The sequence below is a fragment of the Duganella hordei genome (assembly GCF_040369125.1).
Classification (GTDB): Bacteria; Pseudomonadota; Gammaproteobacteria; order Burkholderiales; family Burkholderiaceae_D; genus Rugamonas; species Rugamonas hordei.
The window spans coordinates 151,847-175,257 of the sequence record NZ_BPWI01000003.1 but is presented as its reverse complement, the minus strand read 5'-3'; the positions used below and the strand labels follow the sequence as shown (position 1 = coordinate 175,257).

25 protein-coding genes are annotated in these 23,411 nt (G+C 64.6%); 16 read left to right on the top strand and 9 right to left on the bottom strand.

The window, feature by feature from the left end:
- From prmA to ABWW33_RS08865, 6 genes are all read right to left on the bottom strand, one after another.
- Complete coding sequence (gene prmA / locus ABWW33_RS08890; RefSeq protein WP_176652470.1) at window positions 1–933, bottom strand: 50S ribosomal protein L11 methyltransferase; 933 nt, start codon at window positions 931–933, stop codon at window positions 1–3.
- Window positions 933–2,318, bottom strand: a complete 1,386-nt coding sequence (accC, locus tag ABWW33_RS08885) for an acetyl-CoA carboxylase biotin carboxylase subunit (protein WP_152806774.1) — start codon at window positions 2,316–2,318, stop codon at window positions 933–935. The genes prmA and accC overlap by 1 nt, the downstream gene beginning before the upstream one ends.
- 112 nt (window positions 2,319–2,430) lie before the next feature.
- Window positions 2,431–2,901: an acetyl-CoA carboxylase biotin carboxyl carrier protein gene (accB, locus tag ABWW33_RS08880; protein WP_176652471.1), complete on the bottom strand. Its 471-nt coding sequence runs from the start codon at window positions 2,899–2,901 to the stop codon at window positions 2,431–2,433.
- An 88-nt stretch (window positions 2,902–2,989) separates the two neighbouring features.
- Window positions 2,990–3,427, bottom strand: a complete 438-nt coding sequence (aroQ, locus tag ABWW33_RS08875; RefSeq protein ID WP_176652472.1) for a type II 3-dehydroquinate dehydratase — start codon at window positions 3,425–3,427, stop codon at window positions 2,990–2,992.
- An 84-nt stretch (window positions 3,428–3,511) separates the two neighbouring features.
- The gene (locus ABWW33_RS08870; RefSeq protein WP_353400920.1) at window positions 3,512–4,060 is read right to left on the bottom strand and encodes a TlpA family protein disulfide reductase; all 549 of its coding nucleotides are present in this window, start codon (window positions 4,058–4,060) and stop codon (window positions 3,512–3,514) included.
- A complete protein-coding gene (locus ABWW33_RS08865; protein ID WP_176652474.1) occupies window positions 4,057–4,701 on the bottom strand; it encodes a hypothetical protein in 645 nt (214 codons plus the stop codon). The genes ABWW33_RS08870 and ABWW33_RS08865 overlap by 4 nt, the downstream gene beginning before the upstream one ends.
- A 78-nt stretch (window positions 4,702–4,779) precedes the next feature.
- Here ABWW33_RS08865 and mpl point away from each other — a divergent pair, with 78 nt between their 5' ends.
- The 9 genes from mpl to corA all read left to right on the top strand — a co-directional run bounded on the left by mpl (window position 4,780) and on the right by corA (window position 13,266).
- Window positions 4,780–6,144, top strand: a complete 1,365-nt coding sequence (mpl, locus tag ABWW33_RS08860; protein ID WP_353400918.1) for a UDP-N-acetylmuramate:L-alanyl-gamma-D-glutamyl-meso-diaminopimelate ligase — start codon at window positions 4,780–4,782, stop codon at window positions 6,142–6,144.
- Window positions 6,144–6,722, top strand: a complete 579-nt coding sequence (locus tag ABWW33_RS08855) for a YqiA/YcfP family alpha/beta fold hydrolase (RefSeq protein ID WP_176652869.1) — start codon at window positions 6,144–6,146, stop codon at window positions 6,720–6,722. The genes mpl and ABWW33_RS08855 overlap by 1 nt, the downstream gene beginning before the upstream one ends.
- Complete coding sequence (locus ABWW33_RS08850) at window positions 6,719–7,306, top strand: chorismate--pyruvate lyase family protein (RefSeq protein WP_353400916.1); 588 nt, start codon at window positions 6,719–6,721, stop codon at window positions 7,304–7,306. Before ABWW33_RS08855 ends, ABWW33_RS08850 begins: the two co-directional genes overlap by 4 nt.
- Before the next feature lie 2 nt (window positions 7,307–7,308).
- Window positions 7,309–9,327, top strand: coding sequence for a ribonuclease catalytic domain-containing protein (locus tag ABWW33_RS08845; RefSeq protein WP_353400914.1), 2,019 nt, complete (start codon window positions 7,309–7,311; stop codon window positions 9,325–9,327).
- Window positions 9,328–9,392: 65 nt separating this feature from the next.
- A complete protein-coding gene (locus tag ABWW33_RS08840) occupies window positions 9,393–10,280 on the top strand; it encodes a TonB family protein (RefSeq protein WP_176652477.1) in 888 nt (295 codons plus the stop codon).
- The gene (gene aroE, locus ABWW33_RS08835) at window positions 10,280–11,104 is read left to right on the top strand and encodes a shikimate dehydrogenase (RefSeq protein ID WP_176652478.1); all 825 of its coding nucleotides are present in this window, start codon (window positions 10,280–10,282) and stop codon (window positions 11,102–11,104) included. Before ABWW33_RS08840 ends, aroE begins: the two co-directional genes overlap by 1 nt.
- On the top strand, window positions 11,101–11,808 hold the full coding sequence (gene mtgA, locus ABWW33_RS08830) for a monofunctional biosynthetic peptidoglycan transglycosylase (protein WP_176652479.1): 708 nt from the start codon (window positions 11,101–11,103) through the stop codon (window positions 11,806–11,808). The genes aroE and mtgA overlap by 4 nt, the downstream gene beginning before the upstream one ends.
- 9 nt (window positions 11,809–11,817) lie before the next feature.
- Window positions 11,818–12,219, top strand: a complete 402-nt coding sequence (locus ABWW33_RS08825) for a DUF4124 domain-containing protein (RefSeq protein ID WP_353400911.1) — start codon at window positions 11,818–11,820, stop codon at window positions 12,217–12,219.
- Between the two features lie 81 nt (window positions 12,220–12,300).
- The gene (corA, locus tag ABWW33_RS08820; RefSeq protein WP_008452071.1) at window positions 12,301–13,266 is read left to right on the top strand and encodes a magnesium/cobalt transporter CorA; all 966 of its coding nucleotides are present in this window, start codon (window positions 12,301–12,303) and stop codon (window positions 13,264–13,266) included.
- A gap of 12 nt (window positions 13,267–13,278) precedes the next feature.
- Here the strand turns inward: corA and ABWW33_RS08815 are convergent, their stop codons facing one another.
- Window positions 13,279–13,782, bottom strand: a complete 504-nt coding sequence (locus tag ABWW33_RS08815) for a hypothetical protein (RefSeq protein WP_353400908.1) — start codon at window positions 13,780–13,782, stop codon at window positions 13,279–13,281.
- 211 nt (window positions 13,783–13,993) lie between these two features.
- Between ABWW33_RS08815 and ABWW33_RS08810 the strand changes: the two genes are divergently transcribed.
- Entirely contained in the window at window positions 13,994–15,724 is a 1,731-nt protein-coding gene (locus ABWW33_RS08810) for an ABC transporter permease (RefSeq protein ID WP_176652483.1), read from the top strand.
- Window positions 15,725–15,734: 10 nt separating this feature from the next.
- A complete protein-coding gene (locus tag ABWW33_RS08805) occupies window positions 15,735–17,045 on the top strand; it encodes an ABC transporter ATP-binding protein (RefSeq protein WP_176652484.1) in 1,311 nt (436 codons plus the stop codon).
- Window positions 17,046–17,124: 79 nt separating this feature from the next.
- Here ABWW33_RS08805 and hemL read toward each other — a convergent pair whose 3' ends face one another.
- Window positions 17,125–18,414, bottom strand: coding sequence for a glutamate-1-semialdehyde 2,1-aminomutase (gene hemL / locus ABWW33_RS08800; protein ID WP_353400906.1), 1,290 nt, complete (start codon window positions 18,412–18,414; stop codon window positions 17,125–17,127).
- Between the two features lie 16 nt (window positions 18,415–18,430).
- Window positions 18,431–19,291, bottom strand: a complete 861-nt coding sequence (thiD, locus tag ABWW33_RS08795; protein ID WP_353400904.1) for a bifunctional hydroxymethylpyrimidine kinase/phosphomethylpyrimidine kinase — start codon at window positions 19,289–19,291, stop codon at window positions 18,431–18,433.
- A gap of 96 nt (window positions 19,292–19,387) precedes the next feature.
- Between thiD and ABWW33_RS08790 the strand changes: the two genes are divergently transcribed.
- The 5 genes from ABWW33_RS08790 (at window position 19,388) to ABWW33_RS08770 (ending at window position 23,381) form a co-directional block, all read left to right on the top strand.
- A complete protein-coding gene (locus ABWW33_RS08790; RefSeq protein WP_176652487.1) occupies window positions 19,388–19,540 on the top strand; it encodes a rubredoxin in 153 nt (50 codons plus the stop codon).
- A gap of 120 nt (window positions 19,541–19,660) precedes the next feature.
- Window positions 19,661–20,032 carry a response regulator gene (locus ABWW33_RS08785; protein ID WP_444550985.1) on the top strand — a complete coding sequence of 124 codons (372 nt, stop codon included), beginning with the start codon at window positions 19,661–19,663 and terminating at the stop codon, window positions 20,030–20,032.
- Window positions 20,033–20,051: 19 nt separating this feature from the next.
- Window positions 20,052–20,417: a response regulator transcription factor gene (locus ABWW33_RS08780; protein WP_176652489.1), complete on the top strand. Its 366-nt coding sequence runs from the start codon at window positions 20,052–20,054 to the stop codon at window positions 20,415–20,417.
- 12 nt (window positions 20,418–20,429) lie between these two features.
- Window positions 20,430–20,972, top strand: a complete 543-nt coding sequence (locus tag ABWW33_RS08775; RefSeq protein ID WP_176652490.1) for a chemotaxis protein CheW — start codon at window positions 20,430–20,432, stop codon at window positions 20,970–20,972.
- Between the two features lie 87 nt (window positions 20,973–21,059).
- Window positions 21,060–23,381: a methyl-accepting chemotaxis protein gene (locus ABWW33_RS08770; RefSeq protein WP_353400902.1), complete on the top strand. Its 2,322-nt coding sequence runs from the start codon at window positions 21,060–21,062 to the stop codon at window positions 23,379–23,381.
- Window positions 23,382–23,411: the final 30 nt, after the last annotated feature.

Below are 23,411 nucleotides of genomic sequence, written 5' to 3'. Positions count from 1 at the left end.
TTAGCGCGCAGCCGGAACCACATCGCTGCCGAGGCGGCCATGCAGCGCCACCCAGCCGTCCTGCTCAGCCCAAACGCCGAGCTTGATGAACGGCGCATACGCGGCCGCCACTTCCTCGGCCTGGCGCGCCAGCACGCCCGACAGGATCAGCGCGCCGCCGTCGGCCACGCGGCCCGACAGCATCGGCGCCATCAGCTTCAGCGGGCTCGACAGGATGTTGGCCACGACGATGTCGAAACGCTGCGTCGCGTGCTGCGATTGCGCGAACGTGTCCGGCAGGAAGTACTCGATCTCGCACTTGTTGCGCTGGGCATTGTCGGCCGCCGATTCGATCGCCTGCGGATCGATGTCCACGCCGACCACTTCGCCGGCGCCGACCTTCTTGGCCACCATCGCCAGGATGCCGGAGCCGCAGCCGTAGTCGAGCACGGTCTTGCCCGGCGCCGGATGCGCCTCCAGCCACTCCATGCACAGGCGGGTGGTCGGATGGCTGCCGGTGCCGAAAGCCAGGCCCGGATCCAGTTCCAGGATCAGGCCGTTGGCGTCGGGCGCTTCGTGCCAGCTCGGCACGACCCAGATGTTCTTGCCGATATGGATGGGCGCGAACTGCGACTGCGTCAGGCGCACCCAGTCCTGCTCCTCCACCTTGCGGGTGGCGAACTTGGGCAGCGTCGCCAGGCCGATCTGCGCGGCGGCGGCCGCCACGATCACGGCCTGGTCGTCATCTTCATTGGTCAGGGCCACCACGCGGCTGTGTTCCCACGCCGCCTCGGTCGGTTCCATGCCCGGCTCGCCGAACAGCGGCTTTTCCGCGTCGGTGCCTTCGTCCGCGTCTTCCACGGAGACCGACAGCGCGCCCACGTCCATCAGCGCGTCCGACAGGGCTTCCGCGTGATCGCGTGCGATTTCGATGACGATTTCAGTCCAGCTCATTATTGTGGCGCCTTGTTGCTCAAACTCAGTTTATGCAGGTCCGGCATGTCGGCCAGCTTCTGCTCCAGATAGTGGATGTTGGTGCCGCCTTCGATGAAGCGGGCATCGACCATCAGCTCGCGGTGCAGCGGGATGTTGGTCTGGATGCCCTCGACCACCATTTCCGACAGCGCGATCTGCATGCGGCGGATCGCCTGCTCGCGCGTGGCGCCATAGGCGATCACCTTGCCGATCATCGAATCGTAGTGCGGCGGTACATAATAACCCGCATAGGCATGCGAGTCGACGCGTACGCCCGGGCCCCCCGGCACGTGCCAGGAGGTGATGCGGCCTGGCGACGGCGTGAACTTGAACGGGTCTTCGGCGTTGATGCGGCACTCGACGGCGTGACCGGACAGCATCACGTCGCGCTGGCGGAAGCGCAGCTTCTCGCCGGCGGCGATGCGGATCTGTTCCTGCACGATGTCGATGCCGGTGATCATTTCCGTCACCGGATGCTCGACCTGCACGCGGGTGTTCATCTCGATGAAGTAGAACTCGCCGTTTTCATACAGGAACTCGAAGGTGCCGGCGCCGCGGTAGCCGATCTTGCGGCAGGCTTCGGCGCAGCGGTCGCCGATCTTCTCGATCAGCTTGCGCGGGATGCCCGGCGCCGGCGCTTCTTCGATGACCTTCTGGTGGCGGCGCTGCATCGAGCAGTCGCGTTCGCCCAGCCAGACGGCGTTCTTGTGTTCGTCGGCGAGGATCTGGATTTCCACGTGGCGCGGATTTTCCAGGTACTTCTCCATATAGACTTCCGGGTTGCCGAAAGCGGTGCCCGCTTCGGTCTTGGTCATCGCCACGGCATTGATCAGCGCCGCCTCGGTATGCACCACGCGCATGCCGCGGCCACCGCCGCCGCCGGCCGCCTTGATGATGACGGGGTAGCCGACCTTGCGCGCAATTTGCACGATCGCCTTTGGATCGTCGGGCAACGCGCCGTCCGAACCGGGCACGCACGGCACGCCGGCCTTGATCATGGTTTGCTTGGCCGAGACCTTGTCGCCCATCAGGCGGATCGAGTCGGAGCGCGGGCCGATGAAGACGAAACCGGATTTCTCCACGCGCTCGGCGAAGTCGGCGTTTTCCGACAGGAAGCCATAGCCCGGGTGGATCGCTTCCGCGTCCGTCACTTCGGCCGCACTGATGATGGCCGGCATGTTCAGGTAGCTGAGCGTCGACGGCGCGGGGCCGATGCATACCGATTCATCCGCCAACTTCACGTATTTGGCGTCTTTGTCTGCTTCCGAGTGGACCACAACCGTCTTGATGCCCAGCTCGCGGCATGCGCGCTGGATACGGAGGGCAATTTCGCCACGATTGGCGATGAGGATTTTTTCAAACATGATAGGTTCGCGTATGTCTGTGAGCACCGGTAGCTCCGGTAACGTCAGGTAGAGGAGGGAATGCGGACCAAGCCGGCGCGCCCGTCACCGATGGGGAGGGCGCAGGCCGGTCTTAGCCTATCACAAACAGCGGTTGGCCGAACTCGACCGGTTGGCCGTTCTCGACCAGGATCTGGGTGATCGTGCCGGACTTGTCGGCGTCGATTTCATTCAGCAGCTTCATCGCTTCGATGATGCACAGGGTGTCGCCTTCCTTGACGGTGGCGCCCACTTCCACATAAGCAGGGGAGCCCGGGGCCGACGAACGGTAGAAGGTGCCGACCATCGGCGATTTGACGATGTGGCCGACAGGCTCGGCGGCAACGGCCGGTACCGGCGCTGCGGCGGCGGCCGGCGCTGCGGCTGGGGCCGGAGCGGCATGGTACTGGTGCATGCCTTGCGGCTGCATCATCACCATCTGGTTTTGCGGCATGGCGGACGACTTGACGATGCGTACTTTGCTCTCGCCTTCGGTCACTTCGAGCTCGGCGATATCCGATTCCGCGACCAAATCAATCAAGGTCTTCAGCTTGCGTAGATCCATGTAACCCCCAGGAATGTCTTGTTATGTAAGTGTGAGCGGTAGCGCCTTTTGGGCGGAACCGTGCGGAATTGCGCGCAGATCGCGTAGATTAACGGTTTTTAAGTACGAAGTCGATGGCAAACCGATATCCTTCGATACCCAGCCCGCAAATAGTACCTATGGCGATCGCGCTTAGAAATGAGTGGTGGCGAAACGACTCGCGCTGGTAAATATTCGAAATATGCACCTCAACAAACGGTATCGCCACCCCCGCCAGGGCGTCGCGCAAGGCCACGCTGGTGTGGGTCAGGCCGCCCGGGTTGATGACGATGGCGTCCACGCCTTCCGTTCTGGCGGCATGGATGCGGTCGATCAGTGCCCCTTCGTGGTTGCTCTGAAAGCAGGACAAGCTCGCGCCCGCCGCCTGGGCTTGAGCCTGGGCAGCGCGTTCGATGTCGGCCAAAGTGCTAGCGCCGTAGACCTCGGGCTCGCGGGTTCCCAGCAAATTCAGGTTGGGACCGTTGAGCAGTAGGAGGTTTTTTGCCATGGGTTCAAGACCGTTTTCCGCGAAAGTTCCGCATTTTGCCGCCAACTGCCGGCATTGGCAAGAGAAAAAAACTTATGAAACTGATTACAGAGTTGCGAGGTCCTTGCGCAATTCGTCGAACTTCAGGCGGCCCAGATAGGTCTTCTTGACCTGGCCGTCGGCGCCGATCAGCACCGTGTAGGGCAGGCCGCCGGCGCTGTTGCCGAACTGGCGCGACAGGTCGGTGCCGGCCATGCCGGCCACGAAGACCGGGTAGGTGATCTTGAACTTGTTGCTAAATTCGGCGATATTTGTTGGCGAATCGATACCAATTCCGATAACTTGCAGCTTCTTACCCTCATCTCCGGCGGCCAGCGCCGACAGCTCCGGCATCTCCTGCACGCACGGGCCGCACCAGGGCGCCCAGAAATTGACCAGCAATGGCTTGCCTTTATATTGGGCCAGCGCGGTGGCGGCGCCCTTGGCGTCCGGCAGCGTCTGTTTATACAGGTCGGCGACGGGGCCGGTGACGCCCGGTGCTACGGTGGTGCTTATAGGTGGTACAGCCTCCTGCTTATGTAAGCCGACATAGGCGCCGGAGGCGGCAAATGCCAAAGCGACAACAACGTAGGCGGCAAGGTGTTTTTGGTTCATGGTGTGGACGGTTCGGATGGGGTTGGGTGGACACTGTTAACTAATAGGGCGCGCACGGTGGCGATATCGGCGCGCATCAGCTTGCCGTCGCCGCGCGTCTTGACGGCGCCGCGCAAATCGTCCAGCTCATACAAGGCGGCGTGCACGCCTTCCTTGTGCCACATGAAGCTGACGGTCTCGACCGAGCCGTGGCGCGGTCCCTTGAAGTGCGGCGTCTCGGAGATGTCGATTTGCAAATTGCGGTTCAGCAGGAAGATTTCCACCTCCTTGGCGCTGTCGGCAAACAGCTGCAGGTGGATATCGTCGTGCGGGCCGGCCGTGCCGTTCAGGACGGCGCCGGTCAGGTAGGGATGGAACGCGGCCAGGCCTTCCATGATGTCGACCGCCAGCGTGCGCAGCCGGAACAGGCGCGCGGGCTGGGTGTCGGCATGGAACAGCGACTGGTAGATCCGCACTTCCGCCTCGATCTGCGCGTTGTCGGGCAGCAGGTTCAGCGGCGGCTGGGTGTCGCCGAGGATTTGCTTGGCGGCCTTGCGCTTGGCCGAATTGTAGTCCTGGCCGTCCTGGACGATCAGGCGTGCGGCGGCGGCGGCGATCTCCGCGCGCAGCAGCAGAACTTCTTCGATAACATTCGGCGTCATGGACGAGATAATACTCTGAACCGGGAAAAGGGCGGCGGGTCGGGTAAAATCCCGTATTCATTCGTCGTCTTAATTACTATGCATATTCATATCCTCGGTATTTGCGGCACCTTCATGGGCGGCCTGGCGGTCCTGGCAAAAGCAGCGGGCCACCGCGTCACCGGCTGCGACGCCAACGTTTATCCACCGATGAGCACCCAGCTGGAAGCCCAGGGCATAGAACTGATACAGGGCTACGGCCCGGAGCAGGTGCAGCTCAACCCCGACCTGTACGTGATCGGCAACGTGGTTTCGCGCGGCAATCCGCTGATCGAGGAGATCATGAACCGCGGCCTGCCGTATGTCTCCGGCCCGCAGTGGATCGGCGACCACATATTAAAAGACAAATGGGTGCTGGCCGTCGCCGGCACGCACGGCAAGACCACCACCTCGGCCATGCTGACCTGGATCCTGGAAGACGCCGGCTACGCGCCGGGCTTCCTGATCGGCGGCGTGCCGATGAACTTCGGCGTGTCGGCCCGCATGCAAGGCGACAAGGATTCCATCTTCTTCGTCATCGAGGCCGACGAGTACGACACCGCGTTCTTCGACAAGCGCAGCAAGTTCGTGCACTACCACGCCAAGACCGCGATCATGAACAACCTGGAATACGATCACGCCGACATCTTCCCCGATCTGGGCGCCATCGAAACCCAATTCCACCACCTGGCGCGCACGGTGCCGGGCATCGGCCGGATCGTCTACAACGCCGACGAGCCGGCGCTGCAGCGCGTGCTCAAGCGCGGCTGCTGGAGCGAGAAGGAAAGCTTCGGCCGCGCCGGCGACGCCGATTGGACCATGAACGAATACGATGACGGCAGTTTCGATGTCATCTTCGGCGGCGAAGTGGCCGGCCACGTCGAGTGGAGTCTGACCGGCAAGCACAACCGCGCCAACGCGCTGGCCGCGATCGCCGCCGCCCGCCACGTCGGCGTGCCGGTGGCGCAGGCGGCCAAGTCGCTGGCCACGTTTGAAAACGTCAAGCGGCGCATGGAAGTGCGCGGCGTGGTAAACAATATTACCGTGTATGACGATTTCGCCCACCACCCGACCGCCATCGCCACCACCGTCGGCGGCCTGCGCCAGAAGGTCGGCAAGCAAACCCGCATCCTGGCCGTGCTGGAACCGCGCTCCAACACCATGAAGCTGGGCGCGATGAAGGATGCGCTGCCGGGCAGCCTGGTCGACGCCGACCTGGTCTTCGGTTTCGGCAGCCAGCAGGCGCTGGGCTGGAGCCTGGGCGACGCCTTGGCGCCGCTGGGCGAAGTCGCCACCGCCTACGACAACATCGACGTGCTGGTCGCCGCCATCGTCAAGGCGGCCATGCCGGGCGACCAGATCATCGTCATGAGCAACGGCGGCTTCGGCGGCGTGCACGACAAAATCCTGGAAGCGCTGGCTTGATGATTCTCTATCTGCACGGATTCCGCTCCTCGCCGAAGTCGATGAAGGCGCGCGTGATGGGCGAGCGCATGGCGGCGCTGGGCCTGTCGGAGCAGTTCATCTGCCCGCAGCTGCCGGCCTCGCCGAAACTGGCGATGGAACTGGCGCTTTCCTTAATAGAAGGCATCCCGGCCCACGATTTAACCGTCGTCGGCTCCTCGCTGGGCGGCTATTACGCCACCTGGCTGGCCGAGCGCATCGGCTGCCGCGCCGTGTTGCTGAACCCGGCCATCGTGCCGCTCAAGGACCTGGACCAGCACGTCGGCGTCACCACCCAGTACCATTCCGACGAACCGTTCGAGTTCAAGCAGGAATATATAGAAGAGCTGCGCGCGCTGGCCGTCAATCCGGTCACGCGCCAGCAACGCTACTTCCTGATCGCCGCCACCGGCGACGAAGTGCTGGACTATCGCGACATGGTGGCGCACTATGCGGGCGCGCGCCAGCACGTGATCGAGGGCAGCGACCATGGCATTTCCGAGTTCCCCGACTATCTGGACGAAGTACTGGAATTTTGCGGCATCGAGGCGGCGCAGTGACGGTACGTACGCCGTCGCTGCGGCAAACGCAATGGCAGCCGCACGTGCTGGCGCTGAACGCGCCGCAGCAATACCGCCGGTGGCTGACGGCCGGCGGCTCGCTGACCGCCAAGCTGAAGGCCCACAGCCGGGATTTCCGCGTGCAGTGCCTGCATCAAACCACCGCGCGCTGCCTGAGCGACGAGGCGGCGGCCATCGGCATGCATCGCCCCGGCCGCGTTTGGGAGAGGGAAGTGCTGCTGCGGTGTGATAATACGCCTGTGGTGTTCGCCCACACGGTGGTGCCGATGTCGGCCACGGCCGCGGATTGGCCCTTGTTCAGCGCGCTGGGCGAGCGCTCGCTGGGATCGACCTTGTTCGGCGACCCGCAGGTACGGCGCGGCGTGTTGGAATTTGCAAGATTGCGCGCAGGGCATCCCTTGGCACAGCGCGCACGCACTGCCCTCGGGCTCGACAGCCCGGAAGAACTCATACTCTATGCGCGGCGCTGTCTATATAGGCGCCGTCAAGGTACCCTGCTGGTGACGGAAGTGTTTTTGCCTTCCGTACTGGAATTGAAACAAATAACAACGAACAGAAGCTAGCAATGAATCTATTTTTCGAAGAATCCGGCGATTTCAAGGTCGGCACCATGATGTCGCAAGCCGGCGAGGCCTACCAGGTTGAGATGGCCAGCGGCAAGCGCACCAAGGTCAAGATCAAGGACGTGCTGCTGCAGTACGAGAAGCCGTCGCCGACGGATTTGATGGAACAGGCCAAGGCCGTGGCCGCCGACATCGACCTCGAATTCCTGTGGGAAGTCGCGGGCGAGGAGGAGTTCGGCTTTGCCGAGCTGGGCGCCGAATACTTCGGCCACGCGCCTTTGCCGGCCGAGGCCGCCGGCCTGATCCTGAGCCTGCATTCGGCGCCGATCTACTTCTATAAAAAAGGCCGTGGCCGCTACAAGGCCGCGCCCGAGCAATCGCTGCGCGCCGCGCAGGCCGGCATCGAGAAGAAGAAGCAGCAGGCGCTGGTCCAGGCCGAATATGTCGAGGAGCTGAAGGCCAACAAGCTGCCGGCCTCGATGCAGAACATGGTCATGCAGCTGTTGTTCAAGCCGGACAAGAACTCCATCGAATACAAGGCGCTGGAAGCGGCGTGCAATGAACTGCACACCAACCCGCAGCGCCTGATGCTGGCGGCCGGCGGCGTGGCGTCGCCGAAGGCGCTGCACATGGCCAAGTTCCTGTTTGAGAACTTCCCGCGCGGCGCCGGTTTCCCGGATGTCGCCGTGCCGGTGCCGCCGACCAATCTGCCGCTGGCCGACGTGCAGGCGTTCTCGATCGACGACGTCACCACCACCGAGATCGACGACGCCTTCTCCGTGACCAAGCTTGCCGACGGCAACGTCAAGATCGGCATCCACATCGCCGCGCCCGGCCTGGGCATCAAGCCGGACGACGCGGTCGACAAGATGGCGCGCGCGCGCATGTCCACCGTCTACATGCCTGGCGACAAAATCACCATGCTGCCGGACGCCATCGTCGAAGCGTTCACCTTGGCCGAGGGCAAGACCTGCCCGGCGCTGTCGCTGTACGCCACGCTGAACCCGGCCGACTGGTCGGTGCTGGCCACCGAGACCCGCGCCGAGATGGTGCCGATCGCCAGCAACCTGCGCCACAACGACCTGGACGACCTGGTCAACGAGGAAACCCTGGCCAGCGGCGAGGGCGAGTACAAGCACAAGGAAGAGCTGGGCCTGATCTGGAAATGGGCGCAGGTGCTGGAGGCGGCGCGCATGGTCAAGCGCGAAGGCTTCGGCCTCAAGCCGGAACAGAACAACCGCGTGGACTTCAACTTCTACGTGGAAAACGACGTGGTCACCGTCAGCCGCCGCAAGCGCGGCGCGCCGCTGGACAAGATCGTCGCCGAACTGATGATCTTCGCCAACAGCACCTGGGGCAAGCTGATGCATGACCACGGCGTGCCGGGCATCTATCGCAGCCAGGGCCAGGGCGTCGGCGGCTGGGCCGCCAAGATGCAGGTGCGCATGGTCACCCATGCGGCGCCGCACCAGGGCCTGGGCGTGGACCAGTACGCGTGGAGCACGTCGCCGCTGCGCCGCTATACCGACCTGGTCAACCAGTGGCAGATCCTGGCCTGCGCCGAGCATGGCGTGACGGCGCCGCTGGTCGCGCACTTCAAGCCCAAGGACGCCGAACTGTTCGCGATCGTGTCGCAGTTCGACGCGGCCTACGCGGCCTATGGCGACCACCAGGCCAATATGGAGCGCTACTGGTGCCTGCGCTGGCTGGGTCAGGAAGATGCGCGCCAGGTCGAGGCGGTGGTGCTCAAGGACGAGGTGTTGCGCCTGGTCGACATTCCGCTGATCATCCGCCTGCCGGGCATGCCGCAGGTGGCGCGCGGCGCCCAGGTCAAGCTGGACATCCTGCGCTGGGACGAGGTCGACCTGACCATCGAAGCGCGCATCCTGGAAATCCCGGCCGCCGAAACGGTGGCCGCCGATGCCGAGCTGGACTACGAGGACGAGGAAGTCCCGGAAGACGCGGTCGATGCGCCGGAAGTGGCGGTGGAAGCCGCGGCCGAGGAGCCCGCTGCGGAATAAAACCCGCAGCCCCGCGCTCGCTTTGACGTAAAATCACAGCGCTATCTTTCTTAACCCGGCCTCGCGTGAAGTCTTTTCAAGAAAATCGGTTCCTGTACCTCGCCACCGGCATCTCGCTGCTGGCCCACGGCGCGTTGCTTGCGGTGCATTTTGTCGCCCCCAAGCCCACGCCCGTGCAACCGACCGATCCGGGGCTGGAAGTGATCCTGGTCAACGCCAAGCACAGCAAGGCGCCCTTGAAAGCCGAGGCGCTGGCCCAGGCCAACCTGGACGGCGGCGGCAATGTCGACCAGGGGCGCTCCAAGTCGCCGCTGCCGGACATGCGCAAGATGGAAACCGGCGACAGCATCAAGGCCGCCAAGCGCCGCATCGCCGAGCTGGAAGAGCAGCAAAAGAACCTGCTGACGCAGGCGGCCAGGCAGACGCCGTTCACCGCGCCGCCGGTCACGGAAAAGAGCAAACCCGATCCGTTGCCGACCGGCGCCGACCTGCTGGACGCCAGCAAGGCCATCGCCCGCCGCGCCGCCGAGATCAGCGAGACCATCGAAGACCAGAACAAGCGGCCGAAGAAAACCTTCATCACGCCGAGCACGCGCGGCGTGGGTTACGCGATGTACTACAAGACCATCCAGAAGAAGATCGAGGACACCGGGACCTTGAACTTCCCCAACGTCAACGGCCGCAAGCTGTACGGGCAACTGGTGCTGTCGATCCCGGTGTTCCAGGACGGCACGATTTATGAGCGGGACGGCGGCATCAAGGTCGACCGCAGTTCCGGCAACCAGGCGCTGGACGAGGCGGCGATGAACATCGTGCGCCGTTCCGCACCGTTCGGCAAGTTCCCGCCGAACATGCTGTCGACCGACAAGGACGATCTGTGGGTGATCGTCACCACCTTCAAATTCACCCGCGAAGACAAACTACAAGCCGACTTAAGCGGCGGAGGACGTTGATGGACCGCTACTGCGTATTCGGCAATCCGATTGCCCACAGCAAATCACCCGAGATCCATGCGGCCTTCGCGGCGCAGACCGGGCAAGACATCAGTTACGAAAAGCGCCTGGCACCGGTGGACGGCTTCGCCGCCGCCGTGCAAGCCTTCATCGCCGAGGGCGGCCTCGGGGCCAACGTCACCGTGCCGTTCAAGCTGGACGCGGTCAAGGTGGCGCAGGCGCTGACCATCCGCGCGCGCGCGGCCGGCGCCGTCAACACGCTGCACTTCACCGCGGACGGCATCGTCGGCGACAACACCGACGGCGCCGGGCTGGTGACGGACATCGTCAGCAACGCCGGCGTGACGATTACCGGCAAGCGCGTGCTGCTGCTGGGCGCGGGCGGCGCGGCGCGCGGCGTGGTGCTGCCGATACTGGAACACCGTCCGGCGCAACTGGTTATCGCCAACCGCACGGTGGCAACCGCCGAAGCGCTGGTCGAACAGTTTGCCGCGCTGGGCGGCGAGGGCGTGGTATCGGCCTGTGGCTTCAGCGCGCTGGAAGGCGCGTTCGACATCGTCATCAACGCCACCTCGGCCAGCCTGAGCGCCGAGCTGCCGCCGATATCGCCATCGATCTTCGGCCCCGGTTCGCTTGCCCTGGACATGATGTACGGAGCCTCCCCCACGGTATTCTTGCAGTTCGCGGACCGGCACGGCGCACAGTTGAAGCTGCGCGACGGCCTGGGCATGCTGGTCGAGCAGGCCGCCGAGGCTTTCAGCCTGTGGCGCGGCGTGCGGCCGGACACGGCGGAAGTACTGCAAGCGTTGCGGGCCAAGCTGTGAGCGCGGCCAAGGCGGGCAAGTGGCGCTGGGTGAAGTGGATCTTCATCGTGCCGGTGCTGCTGGTCGCGGTGGTGCAGCTGTATTTCTTCCTGCAGATCTGGTGGTGGGTTGACCACAACCCGTCGATGACCAGCTTCATGCGCGAACAGCAGTCGGCGCTGCGCGAGAAAAACCCGAACGCGAACATCCAGCAGATGTGGGTGCCGTACAACCGCATCTCGAACAACCTCAAGCGCGCCATCATCGCTTCCGAGGACGCCAACTTCTCCGAGCACGAAGGCGTGGACTGGGACGCGCTGCAAAAGGCCTACGAGAAGAACAACAAGAAGCACAAGGTGGTGTCGGGCGGATCGACCATCACCCAGCAGCTGGCCAAGAACCTGTTCCTGTCCGGTTCGCGCAGCTATGTGCGCAAGGGCCAGGAGCTGATCATCACCTACATGCTGGAAACCTTGATGGACAAGGAACGCATCTTCGAGATCTACCTGAACGTGGTCGAGTTCGGCACCGGCACGTTCGGCGCCGAGGCGGCGGCGCGGCATTACTACGGCGTCAGCGCGGCCAACCTGGGCGCGGCCCAGGCCGCCAAGCTGGCGGTGATGCTGCCCAATCCGCGCTTTTTCGACAAGCACCGCGACTCGGGCTACCTGGCACGACGCACCGGCGTAATCCTGCGCCGCATGGGATCGGCGGAATTACCTTAGGAGGCAGCTATGTTGAGCAAGCAGCGCGGACTCGGATTGATCCAGGTGGCCATCGTCATGGCGACGCTGGCGGCGATTGCGATGGCGTTTCTGATGTCGGCCCGCCACGAGCGCAACTTTTTCACCGAAGGACTGGCCAAGCTGGCCGGCAAGCCGGTGCCGGCCGCAGGCGCTTCGGCCGCATCGTCCGCATCGGCGGCCGCGGCCGTGCCGGTGGTGCCGGCCGGCGTGCTGCGCAAGTGCGTCATCAACGGCAAGACCGTGCTGTCGGACGTCGAATGCAAGGACGGCCAGGTGGTCAAAGCCATCGACACCCGGGGCATCGAAGCACCCAAAGTCCCCAAGCCGGACCCTGCCGACAGCGCCCCACAGTCGGCCACCGACAAAATGATAGAAAAAGCCACCCGCTAGGGTGAAAAACCGCATGGCAGGCTGGCCTCGGCAGGGGCTTTGCGGGTACACTTGCGCTGTTTCCAGAAGGCTTGCGTACCCATGATTAATGTTTTCGTTCTCCAGAATGGCCGGCTCAACCAGGTGCCCATCGACAGTCGCGAAGACCTGGAACAGGTCGAGCCGGTCTGGGTCGACCTGACCGACCCGACGGATGACGAACGCGCATGGGTCAAGGCCATCTACGGTGTCACCCTGCCGGGCGAGGACGAAGTCAAGGACATCGAAGCGTCGGCCCGCTACTACGAGGCGGAAAACGGCGACCTGCACCTGCGCACCGACTTCCTGCTGGAAGAAGAGGACGGCCCGTCGCGCATCGTCACGGTGGCCTTCATCCTGGCGCGCAAGATGCTGTTCTCGGTGCATACCGACGACCTGCCGGTGTTCCGCCTGGTGCGCATGCGCGCCCGCTCGCGTCCCGGCTCGATCGCCGACTACATGGACGTGCTGCTGGACCTGTACGCGACCGACGCCGAGTATTCGGCCGACGCGCTCGAAGGCATCTACCAGAACCTGGAAGAGGTCAGCGGCCGCGTGCTGCAGGAAGAATTCACCGACCAGGACGCGGCCGCCGCGCTGAACGCCATCGCCCACGAGGAAGACTTGAACGGCCGCATCCGCCGCAACATGATGGACACGCGGCGCGCGGTCAGCTTCCTGATGCGCGGCCGGCTGCTCAATTCGGAACAGTTCGAGGAAGCGCGGCAGATCCTGCGCGACATCGAATCGCTGGACGGCCACACCTCCTTCCTGTTCGACAAGATCAACTTCCTGATGGACGCCACGGTCGGCTTCATCAACATCAACCAGAACAAGATCATCAAGATATTCTCGGTGGCCAGCGTCGCCTTCCTGCCGCCGACCCTGATCGCCTCGATCTACGGCATGAACTTCAAGTGGCTGCCGGAGCTGGAATGGCAGCTCGGTTATCCGTTCGCCATCGTGCTGATGATCACCAGCGCGATCGCCCCGTTCTGGTACTTCCGCCGCCGCGGCTGGCTGAAGTAATCACACCGGTAATCACACCGGCTGCGGGCTGAATTCCAGCGACAAGGTGCTGTAGTAGGGCGCGCTGTTCCATTGCTGGTGCAGCGCCAGCGCGCGGTCGTACAGCGCGGCCTTGATGTCGACGCCGAAGCGCTTGAAGTCGAACGGCTGCTTGTCGCGCGCCGTGCAGGCGCTGGCGGCGCCGGCCAGGAAGGCTTGCTCGTCGAACGCGCCCGACCACAACTGGGTCTGCAAGCCCTCGACGATGGCTTCCGCCTGCACCGCCTCGGTCTCGACCTCCTTGTTGGCCCGGTCGTGCACCGCCACCATGACGAACTGCGCATCGGCGCCGCGCGCCAGCAGGCTGAGGAAGCCATGCCGCAGCGGCAGCGCGGACTCCACCACGTAATGCACCAGGTCATGCGGCAGGATGCCCTGGCGCGGCATCACCGCCTCGGTCACGCTGCCGTTGTTGCGCACGAAGCGCAGCACATCGTATTTGTCGGTTCTGGAACGTTTTTCGGCGATCAGTTTCATATTGCTGCAACATGGCTAAATCAATCACATTATTATGCGCTTGTTAACCCCGCTGAATAGTCACCAACTTTCACGACCGTAATATATTTAAGGCCATATTCCTTTAGAATGGCGGCCTGTGTCACCATCCGGTCACCCGCCTCTCATATACTGGCCGGATTTTCCTTCCCCGTCTCCACGCGACGCCCGTTGCCAGAGAAAGTACAAAGCAATGACAAAAAAACGGCAATTTTTCCCCCGCCAGGTGGTGGAAGCCGGCGGTAACCGCTGGGACTGGGCGCTGCTGCCCATCGTGCTGGCGGTGTTCGTCCTGATGGCGTACGGCAGCCAGCAAATGGCGCGCCCCTATGAACTGGGGCAGGCGCTGCCGCTGTCGCTCGATCCGAGCTACCTGCCGTACTACCTGCTGCGCACCACGCTGCGCATGTTCATCGCGCTGGGCGCGTCGGTGGTGTTCAGCTGCGTGTTCGCCGCGCTGACCACCAAGTACCGCGTCGCGGAAAAAGTGCTGGTGCCGCTGCTCGACATCTTGCAGTCGATCCCGATCCTGGGCTTCCTGTCGATCACCGTCACGGCCTTCATCGCGCTCTTCCCCGGCAACCTGCTGGGCGTCGAATGCGCGGCCATCTTCGCCATCTTCACCTCGCAGGCGTGGAACATGGCGTTCTCCGCCTACCAGGGCTTCCGCACCGTGCCGGCTGAATTGTCGGAAGCGGCGCGGGTGTTCCAGCTGTCGGGCTGGCAGCGCTTCTGGCGCCTGGAACTGCCGTTCGCCATGCCCGGCCTGCTGTGGAACATGATGATGTCGATGTCCGGCGGCTGGTTCTTCGTCGTGGCGTCGGAGGCGATCTCGGTCTCCAACCAGAACATCAAGCTGCCCGGCATCGGCTCGTACATCGCGCTGGCGATCGAGCAAAGCAACCTGGGCGCGATCGGCTGGGCCATCGCCGCCATGTTGATCGGCGTGCTGCTGTACGACCAGCTGTTCTTCCGTCCCTTGCTGGCCTGGGCCGACAAGTTCCGCTTCGAGGAAACCGGCGGCGACGCCGGCCAGCAATCGTGGCTGCTGACCTGGCTGCGCCGCACCGAGCGCACGCAGGCGCTGGTCGAATGGTTCGGCAATATGCTGTCGCGCTCCATCGCGCTGTTCCGCCTCGGCCATGACGGCACCTCGATCCGCGCCCGCCGCGACCAGGCATCGGTGGTGCCGCAGCGCGTCTGGGACGCGGTGATCGCCGCCGTCGTGTTCTACGCCCTATGGAGCCTGGTGCACTTCATCAGCACCGAAGTGGGCTGGAGCGAAGTGGGCCACGTGATCACGCTCGGCCTGTACACGATGATACGAGTGGTGCTGCTGCTGGCGCTGGCCGCGCTAGTATGGGTCCCGATCGGCGTCTGGATCGGCATGAATCCGCGCTGGGCCTCGCGCACGCAGGCGGTGGCGCAGTTCCTGGCCGCCTTCCCGGCCAACCTGGTGTTCCCGGTGGCGGTGATCCTGATCGTGCGCTACCACCTGAATCCGGACATCTGGCTGTCGCCGCTGATGATCCTCGGCACCCAGTGGTATTTGCTGTTCAACGTCATCGCCGGCGCCTCGACCATCCCGACCGAGCTGCGTCACGCCGCCAAGAACTTCGGCCTGACCGGATGGCTGAAATGGCGCCGCTACCTGCTGCCGGCCATCTTCCCCAGCTTCGTCACGGGCGCGATCACCGCGTCCGGCGGTTCGTGGAACGCGGCCATCGTCGCGGAATTCGTCAGCTGGGGCCCGACCACGCTGAAGGCGCACGGCATCGGCAGCTACATCCAGGAGATGACCGTGGCCGGCGACTTCCCCCGCATCGCGCTGGGCATCGGCGTGATGTGCATCTTCGTCATGGGCTTCAACCACTTTGTCTGGCGCCGTTTGTACACCCTGGCCGAAAGCCGGCTGCATTTCTAGGAACAGAATCATGAGCACTCCTATCGTCGAATTGAAATCGGTCGGCAAGCACTTCCGCGGCGCCGACGGCTCCGCGCGCTCGGTGCTGGAAGGCGTGGACTTCACGCTGAACGAAGGCGAGATCGTCGCGCTGCTGGGCCAGTCCGGCTCCGGCAAGTCGACTATGCTGCGCATCATGGCGGGGCTGATCCAGGCCGACGCCGGCCAGGTGCTCTATCGCGGCATGCCCCTGTACGGCACGGCGCGCGGCATCCGCATGGTGTTCCAGTCGTTCGCGCTGTTCCCGTGGCTGACGGTGCAGAAGAACGTCGAGCTGGGGCTGGAAGCGCAGGGCATGCCGGCCGAGGAGCGCGCGCGCCGCGCGGAAAAAGTGATCGAGTTGATCGGCCTGTCCGGCTTCGAAGGCGCGTTGCCGCGCGAGCTGTCCGGCGGCATGCGCCAGCGGGTCGGCATCGCCCGCGCGCTGGTGATGGAGCCGGAAGTGCTGTTGATGGACGAGGCGTTTTCCGCGCTGGACGTGCTGACCGGCGAGCGCCTGCGCGAAGAGATCCTGGAGCTGTGGCAGTCGGGCCAGATCCCGACCAAGGCCATCCTGGTGGTGTCGCACAACATCGAGGAAGCGGTGATGATGGCCGACCGCGTGCTGATCTTCGCCAGCGATCCGGGCCGCGTGCGCGCCGAGCTGCCGATTTCGCTGCCGCAGCCGCGCAAGGCCGAAGGCGCCGAAGTGCGCCATCTGATCGACAAGGTGTACGAGCTGATGACGGCCGGCGCCGGCAAGCGGGGGCTGATCAGCGAGAAGGAAGTCAAGCTGCAGCTGGGCGACCGCCTGCCGCAGGCCGACATCGCGCACATGGAGGGGATATTGGAATTGCTGGCCGAGGAGCCGTTCTCCGGCCGCGCCGACCTGCCGCAGCTGGCCGAAGAGACCGAGCTGACCGACGCCGAGCTGCTGGAAGTCTTGAACGCGCTGATCCTGCTGGGCTTTGCCTACCTGACCAACGGCGACATCCTGCTGACGGAGCTGGGCGGCCGCTACGTCGCCGCGACCAACACCGAGCGCCAGGAAGTGTTCGGCAAGCAGCTGCTGGAGCACGTGCCGCTGATCGCCTACATCTGCCACGGCCTGGAGCAGGACAAGTCCGGCGATTTGCCGGAAGACCTGTTCCTGAAGCTGTTGCGCTTCACGCTGAGCGAAGAAGAAGCCGAACGCGCGCTGCGCATGGCGATCGAATGGGGCCGCTACGGCGATCTGTTCGAATACAACTTCAACACCGGCGTGATCCAGCTGGCCGAGGAAGACGAGGAAGACGAAGTTTAAAAAAAAGCGGGGTCAGTTCCGGCAACCTGCCACGCGTGGCAGGTTGCCGGAACTGACCCCGCTTTTTGACCCCGGATTCTTACGCCAGCTTTTTAAAGACGCGGCTGGCGGCGGCGATGGTCTCGTCGATCACCGCGTCGGTGTGCTGGGCCGAGACGAAGCCCGCCTCGAACGCGGCTGGCGCGAAGTAGACGCCTTCATCCAGCATCGCGTGGAAGAACACGTTGAAGCGCGCGCGGTCGCCCGCCATCATCTCGGCGTAGTTGTTCGGCGGCGTCTCGCTGAAGTACAGGCCGAACATGCCGCCCACCGAGTCGGCGCAGAACACGATGCCCGCATCCCTGGCCGCCTTGGTCAAACCGGTCGCCAGGCGCGCCGCCGAGGCGCTCAACTTGTCGTAGAAGCCGGGCTCCTGGATGATCTTCAGCGTCGTCATGCCCGCCGCCACCGCCACCGGATTGCCCGACAAGGTGCCGGCCTGGTACACGGCGCCCAGCGGCGCCATCTTGCTCATCAACTCCGTGCTGCCGCCGAAAGCCGCCACCGGCAAACCGCCGCCGATCACCTTGCCCAGCGCCGTCAGGTCCGGCTTGATGCCGTACAGCTGCTGCGCGCCGCCCAGCGCCACGCGGAAGCCGCACATCACTTCGTCGAAGATCAGTACCGCGCCATGCTTGGTGCACAGTTCGCGCATCGACTTGAGGAAGGCCTCGCTGGCCTTGATCAGGTTCATATTACCGGCCACCGGCTCGACGATGACGCAGGCGATTTCGTCGCCGAACGAGGCGAACGCCTCTTCCAGCTGCTGCACGTTGTTATAGTCGAGCACCAGCGTGTGCTTGACGAAGTCCTCCGGCACGCCGGCCGACGTCGGATTGCCGAAGGTGAGCAGGCCGCTGCCGGCCTTGACCAGCAGCGAATCGGCGTGGCCGTGGTAGCAGCCTTCGAACTTGACGATCTTGTCGCGGCCCGTGGCGCCGCGCGCCAGGCGCAGCGCGCTCATGGTCGCCTCGGTGCCGGACGAGACCAGCCGCACCTGCTCGATCGACGGCACCAGGCGGCAGATCTCTTCCGCCATCAGCACCTCGCCCTCGGTCGGCGCGCCGAACGACAGGCCGCGCGCGGCCGCTTCCTGCACCGCCTTCACCACCACCGGATGCGCGTGGCCGACGATCGCCGGGCCCCAGGAGCCGATGTAGTCGATATAGCGCTTCTCGTCCGCGTCCCAGAAGTACGGACCTTCGGCGCGGGTGATGAAGCGCGGCGTGCCGCCCACGGAGCGGAAGGCGCGCACCGGCGAGTTGACGCCGCCTGGCGTGGTTTTCTGGGCGCGCTCGAACAGCACGTCGTTTTTCGAAATCGTGGTCATGATGGCATCTTCAATATCAAGTTGGTAAAGCCTGCTGCAGATGGAAAAAGCGGTTCGGCACGAATTTCCCCATGCCGTAGCGCTGCGCATGCGCCAGCGCGCCGACGGTGTATTCCTGCGCCGCCGCCACCGCCTCGGGCACGTCGGCGCCGCGCGCCATGTAGGCCGTCACCGCCGCCGACAAGGTGCCGCCGGCGCCGATGAACGGGCCCGCCATGTGCTGCCAGGCGTCGTGGCTGATCATGCCGTCGGCGCCGAACAGCGTGTTGGCCAGCGTGGCCGCTCCGAGCGGAGAGGCGGCCGCGTCGCCCGACGCGGCGCCGGCCGCCGTGCCGGTGACCAGCACGAATTCGCAGCCCAGGGCCAGCAGGTGCTCGACATCCGATTCCAGCGTGTCCTCGCCGCCTTCGCGCCAGGTTTCGGCCAGGCGGCCCAGCTCCACTTGCGACAGCATCAGCAGCGTCGCCTGCGGCACCAGCAGCTGGCGCAGGGCGGTCAGCAGTTCCTCGGCGTCGTCGGCGTCGGCCGGATCGGGCAGGCGGGAACTGAAGGGATCGAGTATCAGCGGGGCGTCCGGGTAGTCGGACAGGATCTCGGCGATCGCCGCCACCTGCTCGACATTGGACAGCGCGCCGACCTTGAAGGCGGCCATCGTCATGTCCTCGAGGACCACACGGGCCTGGTCGGAGACCCAGTCGGGATCGATTTCCTGCATGTCTTCGACACGGGCACTGTCGCCGATCAGCAACGCGGTGGTCACCGCCAGGCCGGTGCAGGAGAGGGCGGAAAATGCCGCCAGGTCGGCCTGGACGCCTATCGCGCCGGCCGGATCGGCAGCGCCGAAGCTTAATATGAGAGGAGAAGTTTGGTTTTGCACGGCGGGTAGATTAAGATACCTAATTCAGCATTTTACTTGATTGAAGGGTGGCAGAACGTGAGTAGCAATGAAACAACGCAGGAGTTCCAAACCTGGATGTGCCTGATCTGTGGCTGGATCTACGATGAAGAAGCCGGCCTGCCCGACGAAGGCATCGCCGCCGGCACCCGCTGGGCCGATGTGCCGATGAACTGGAGCTGCCCGGAATGCGGCGCCCGCAAGGACGATTTCGAGATGGTAGCCATCTGATCGGCCCTGCCAGCGCCGCGCCCGTCGCCGTCCTCCTGTGCTATGGTATAGCACCATTCCTGCGAACTGATTATGACGACCACGCCGCACGCTGAATTGACAAACAAGGCATTGAAAATCATGGTGATCGACGATAGCAGCACGATTCGTCGATCGGCCGAGATCTTCCTGACCCAGGCCGGCTACCAGGTGGTGCTGGCCGAGGATGGCTTCGACGCCCTGGCCAAGATCAACGACCACCATCCGGCGCTGGTCTTCTGCGACATCCTGATGCCGCGCCTGGACGGCTACCAGACCTGCGCGCTGATTAAAAAGAGCGCCAAATTCCACGCCACGCCGGTGCTGATGCTCTCCTCCAAGGACGGCCTGTTCGACCGCGCGCGCGGTGCCATGGTTGGCTCGGCCGCCTATCTGACCAAACCTTTTACCAAAGACAGCCTGCTGGCCGCCGTGCGCGAGCACACCGGCGGCGGCGCTGCCGCACCCGAATAAGAAAGCCCCAGGGGATACCATGGCCATACAAAGAATTCTGATCGTCGACGATTCGCCCACTGAGCGCTACTACCTGACCGACATCCTGGTCAAGAACGGCTTTTCCGTCTCCACCGCCGAGAACGGCGAAGAGGCGCTGGCCAAGATCAAGGCCGACAAACCGCAGCTGATCCTGATGGACGTGGTCATGCCGGGCGCGAACGGCTTCCAGGTGACCCGTTCGATCGCCCGCGATCCCGAACTGCAGGACGTGCCGGTGATTATCTGCTCCAGCAAGAACCAGGAGACCGACCGTATCTGGGGCCTGCGCCAGGGCGCGCGCGACTACCTGGTCAAGCCGGTCGATGCCGCCGAGCTGCTGGCCAAAATCGCGGCTCTCGGTTAATCGACGAGCGCGATGAGCAGCCACACGCCCGACACCCCCGTCCCTGCGACCGGCCCGGAACGCCGCAGCCGCCTGCGCCAGTACCAGGTGCAGCTGCTCGAACGCATGCAGGCAGCCAAGACCGGCGCCGCTGCCGGCGGCCGTGAACTCGGCGTGCTGCTGGGCGGCCGCCACTGCCTGCTGGACCTGACCCAGATCAGCGAGATCGTGCCGCCGCAACCGGTGACGCCGGTGCCGCTGGCGCAGGACTGGTACCAGGGCCTGGCCAATATACGCGGCAACCTGACCGGCGTGATCGACCTGGCGCGCTACCAGGGCCTGTCCGCCGGCGACACGGCGGCGGCCGAGCGGCGCCTGATCACATTTTCGCCCGTGCTGGGCTTCAATTGCGCGCTGCTGGTCGAGCGCGTGCTGGGACTGCGCAAGCTGGCCGACATGACGGCCGCCAGCGACGCGCCCGACCAGTTCACCGACGCCGATGGCCAGCAGTGGATCCGTATCGACCTCGCGCAACTGGTGCGCGAACCCCGTTTCAGTCAAGTTGGTCTCGTGTAGCTGAGTAGTAAAAACTAATCCGGAGAGGGTGTAATGGCTTTCAACATGGGTATTTTCTCGCGTGGCAACCGGAATGCCGGCCAGGACATGGCAGCGAATTCAGAATTCGGCGAAGCCGGCGATTCACAGTTCATGCAGAACGCCGCCGAGGCGGGCAAGGGAGCTGCCGCGGCAGCGGCAGCTTCCGCCGCCCCCGCCGCCGGACAGGACGACCATCCCGACAACAACGCCGGCACCGACAGCGCGGCGCCGCTGCGCCTGCGCGATGCGCTGGGCCGTCGCGGCGCGCCCGTCGCAGCCGCCGAGGCGGGGGGCGGTTTCAAGCTGCCGCTGATCGGCCACCTGCCGGCGCAGCGCCAACTGAGCGTGCTGTCGACGGCGCTGGCGGTCAGCCTGGCGCTGAGCGCCGCCTTCGTCGCCCTCAACACCATCCACAGCGGCAACCGCTCCACCCAGACCCAGATCGCCAGCGACGCGCTGATGCACTCGCAGCGCATCGGCAAGGCCACGCCGAACGCGGTGCAGGGCAGTGCCGAAGGCTTCCGCCAGCTGGAGGAAAGCCGCAAGGAGTTGAACAACGACTTCACGCTGATGACGCGCGGCGGCCGCTATCAGGGCCGCGAGATCGGCCAGCCGATATCGTCGCTGGCGCCCATAGTCGCCGCGGCGCGCAAGCAGTGGAACCAGACGGACAAGGCGGCCAACACCATCCTGCTGCTGAAGGCGGACCTGAGCGGCGTCGACAAGACGCTGCAAAAGCTCAACGCGATGTCGCCCGAACTGCTGACACGCGCCGAGGAAATCTCCGCCCTCAAGCTGCAGCGCGGCGGTTCGGCGCGCGAGATCGCGGCGCTCGGCAAGCTGACCATGCTGACCCAGCGCATGAGCCGCAGCGCCAGCGAGTTCCTCCTCGGCGGCGGCGTCAAATCGGAAAGCGCGTTCCAGCTGGGCCGCGACACCACCGTGTTCCGCAACACCGTCGACGGCTTCCTCAACGGCAGCGCGCCGCTGGGGCTGGCCGCCGTGCGCGAGCCGGACCTGCGCGAAAAAATCATCGTGCTGAAAACCGAATTCGAGGAATACCAGAAGCTGGTCACGGCCATCCTCGACAGGCTGGACAAGTTCAGCGCCGCCAAGGCCGCCGAAGAGCTGATCTTTAACGACAACGAAGCGCTGCGCCAGCGCCTGTCGGTGCTGCAGCAAGCCTACCGCGAAGATCAGGATTCCCTGGGCTTGACGTTCTGGCTGATGGTGGTCGGCGGCATGCTGACGCTGATCTCGGCGGCGGCCATCGGCCGCGTGCTGCTGATGGATTCGTACAACCGCACCCGCGGCGCGGACCGCCGCCGCCAGGAAGCGGAAGCCATGCGCCAGCAATCGCAGCGCAAGGAAGAAGAAGCGAAGGCCATGAATGACCAGAACCAGGCCGCGATTCTGCGCCTGATGAACGAGCTGCAGGAAGTGGCGGACGGCGACCTGACGGTGCAGGCCACGGTGTCCGAGGACATCACCGGCGCCATCGCCGACTCGGTCAACTACACGGTCGAAGAGCTGCGCGGGCTGGTCGGCCGCGTCACCGCCACCGCCGAGCAGGTGACCAAGGCGTCCACCCATGCGCAGACGATTTCCAGCGACCTGCTGCTGGCGTCCCAGCAGCAGTCGCGCGAGATCCAGGATGCGTCGGCCACCGTGGTCAAGATGGCCAACGAGATCACCGACGTGTCGCGCTCGGCCAGCGAATCGGCCGACGTGGCGCGCCAGTCGGTGGCGGCGGCGCAGCAGGGTTCGACGGCGGTGGAAAACGCCATCAAGGGCATGCACGAGATCCGCGAGCAGATCCAGGACACGTCCAAGCGCATCAAGCGGCTGGGCGAATCGTCGCAGGAGATCGGCGAGATCACCGAGCTCATTTCCGACATTACCGAACAGACCAACGTGCTGGCGCTGAACGCGGCGATCCAGGCCGCGTCGGCCGGCGAGGCGGGACGCGGCTTCTCGGTGGTGGCGGAAGAGGTGCAGCGCCTGGCGGAACGCTCGGCCGAGGCGGCCAAGCAGATCGGCGCGCTGGTGCGGACGATTCAAACCGATACCCACGACGCCGTGGCCGCGATGGAGAAGTCGACCCAGGGCGTGGTCGAGGGCGCGCGCCTGTCCGACGCGGCCGGCGCGGCGCTGAGCGACATTTCGCAGGTGTCGAACCGCCTGGCCGAACTGATCTCCGGCATCTCGCTGGCGACCGGCCAGCAGGCCACGTCGGCCACCGGCGTGGCGCAGAACATCCAACACATTTTGACGGTGACCGAGCAGACGCAGGACGGTACCCAGCAAACCGCACAATCGATTCATAAGCTGTCAGTGCTGGCGCAGGAATTGAAAAACTCGGTGGCGCGATTCCGCATCGCGTCCTGAACCGCCCATCATTGAAAGGCCGAGGCAAGC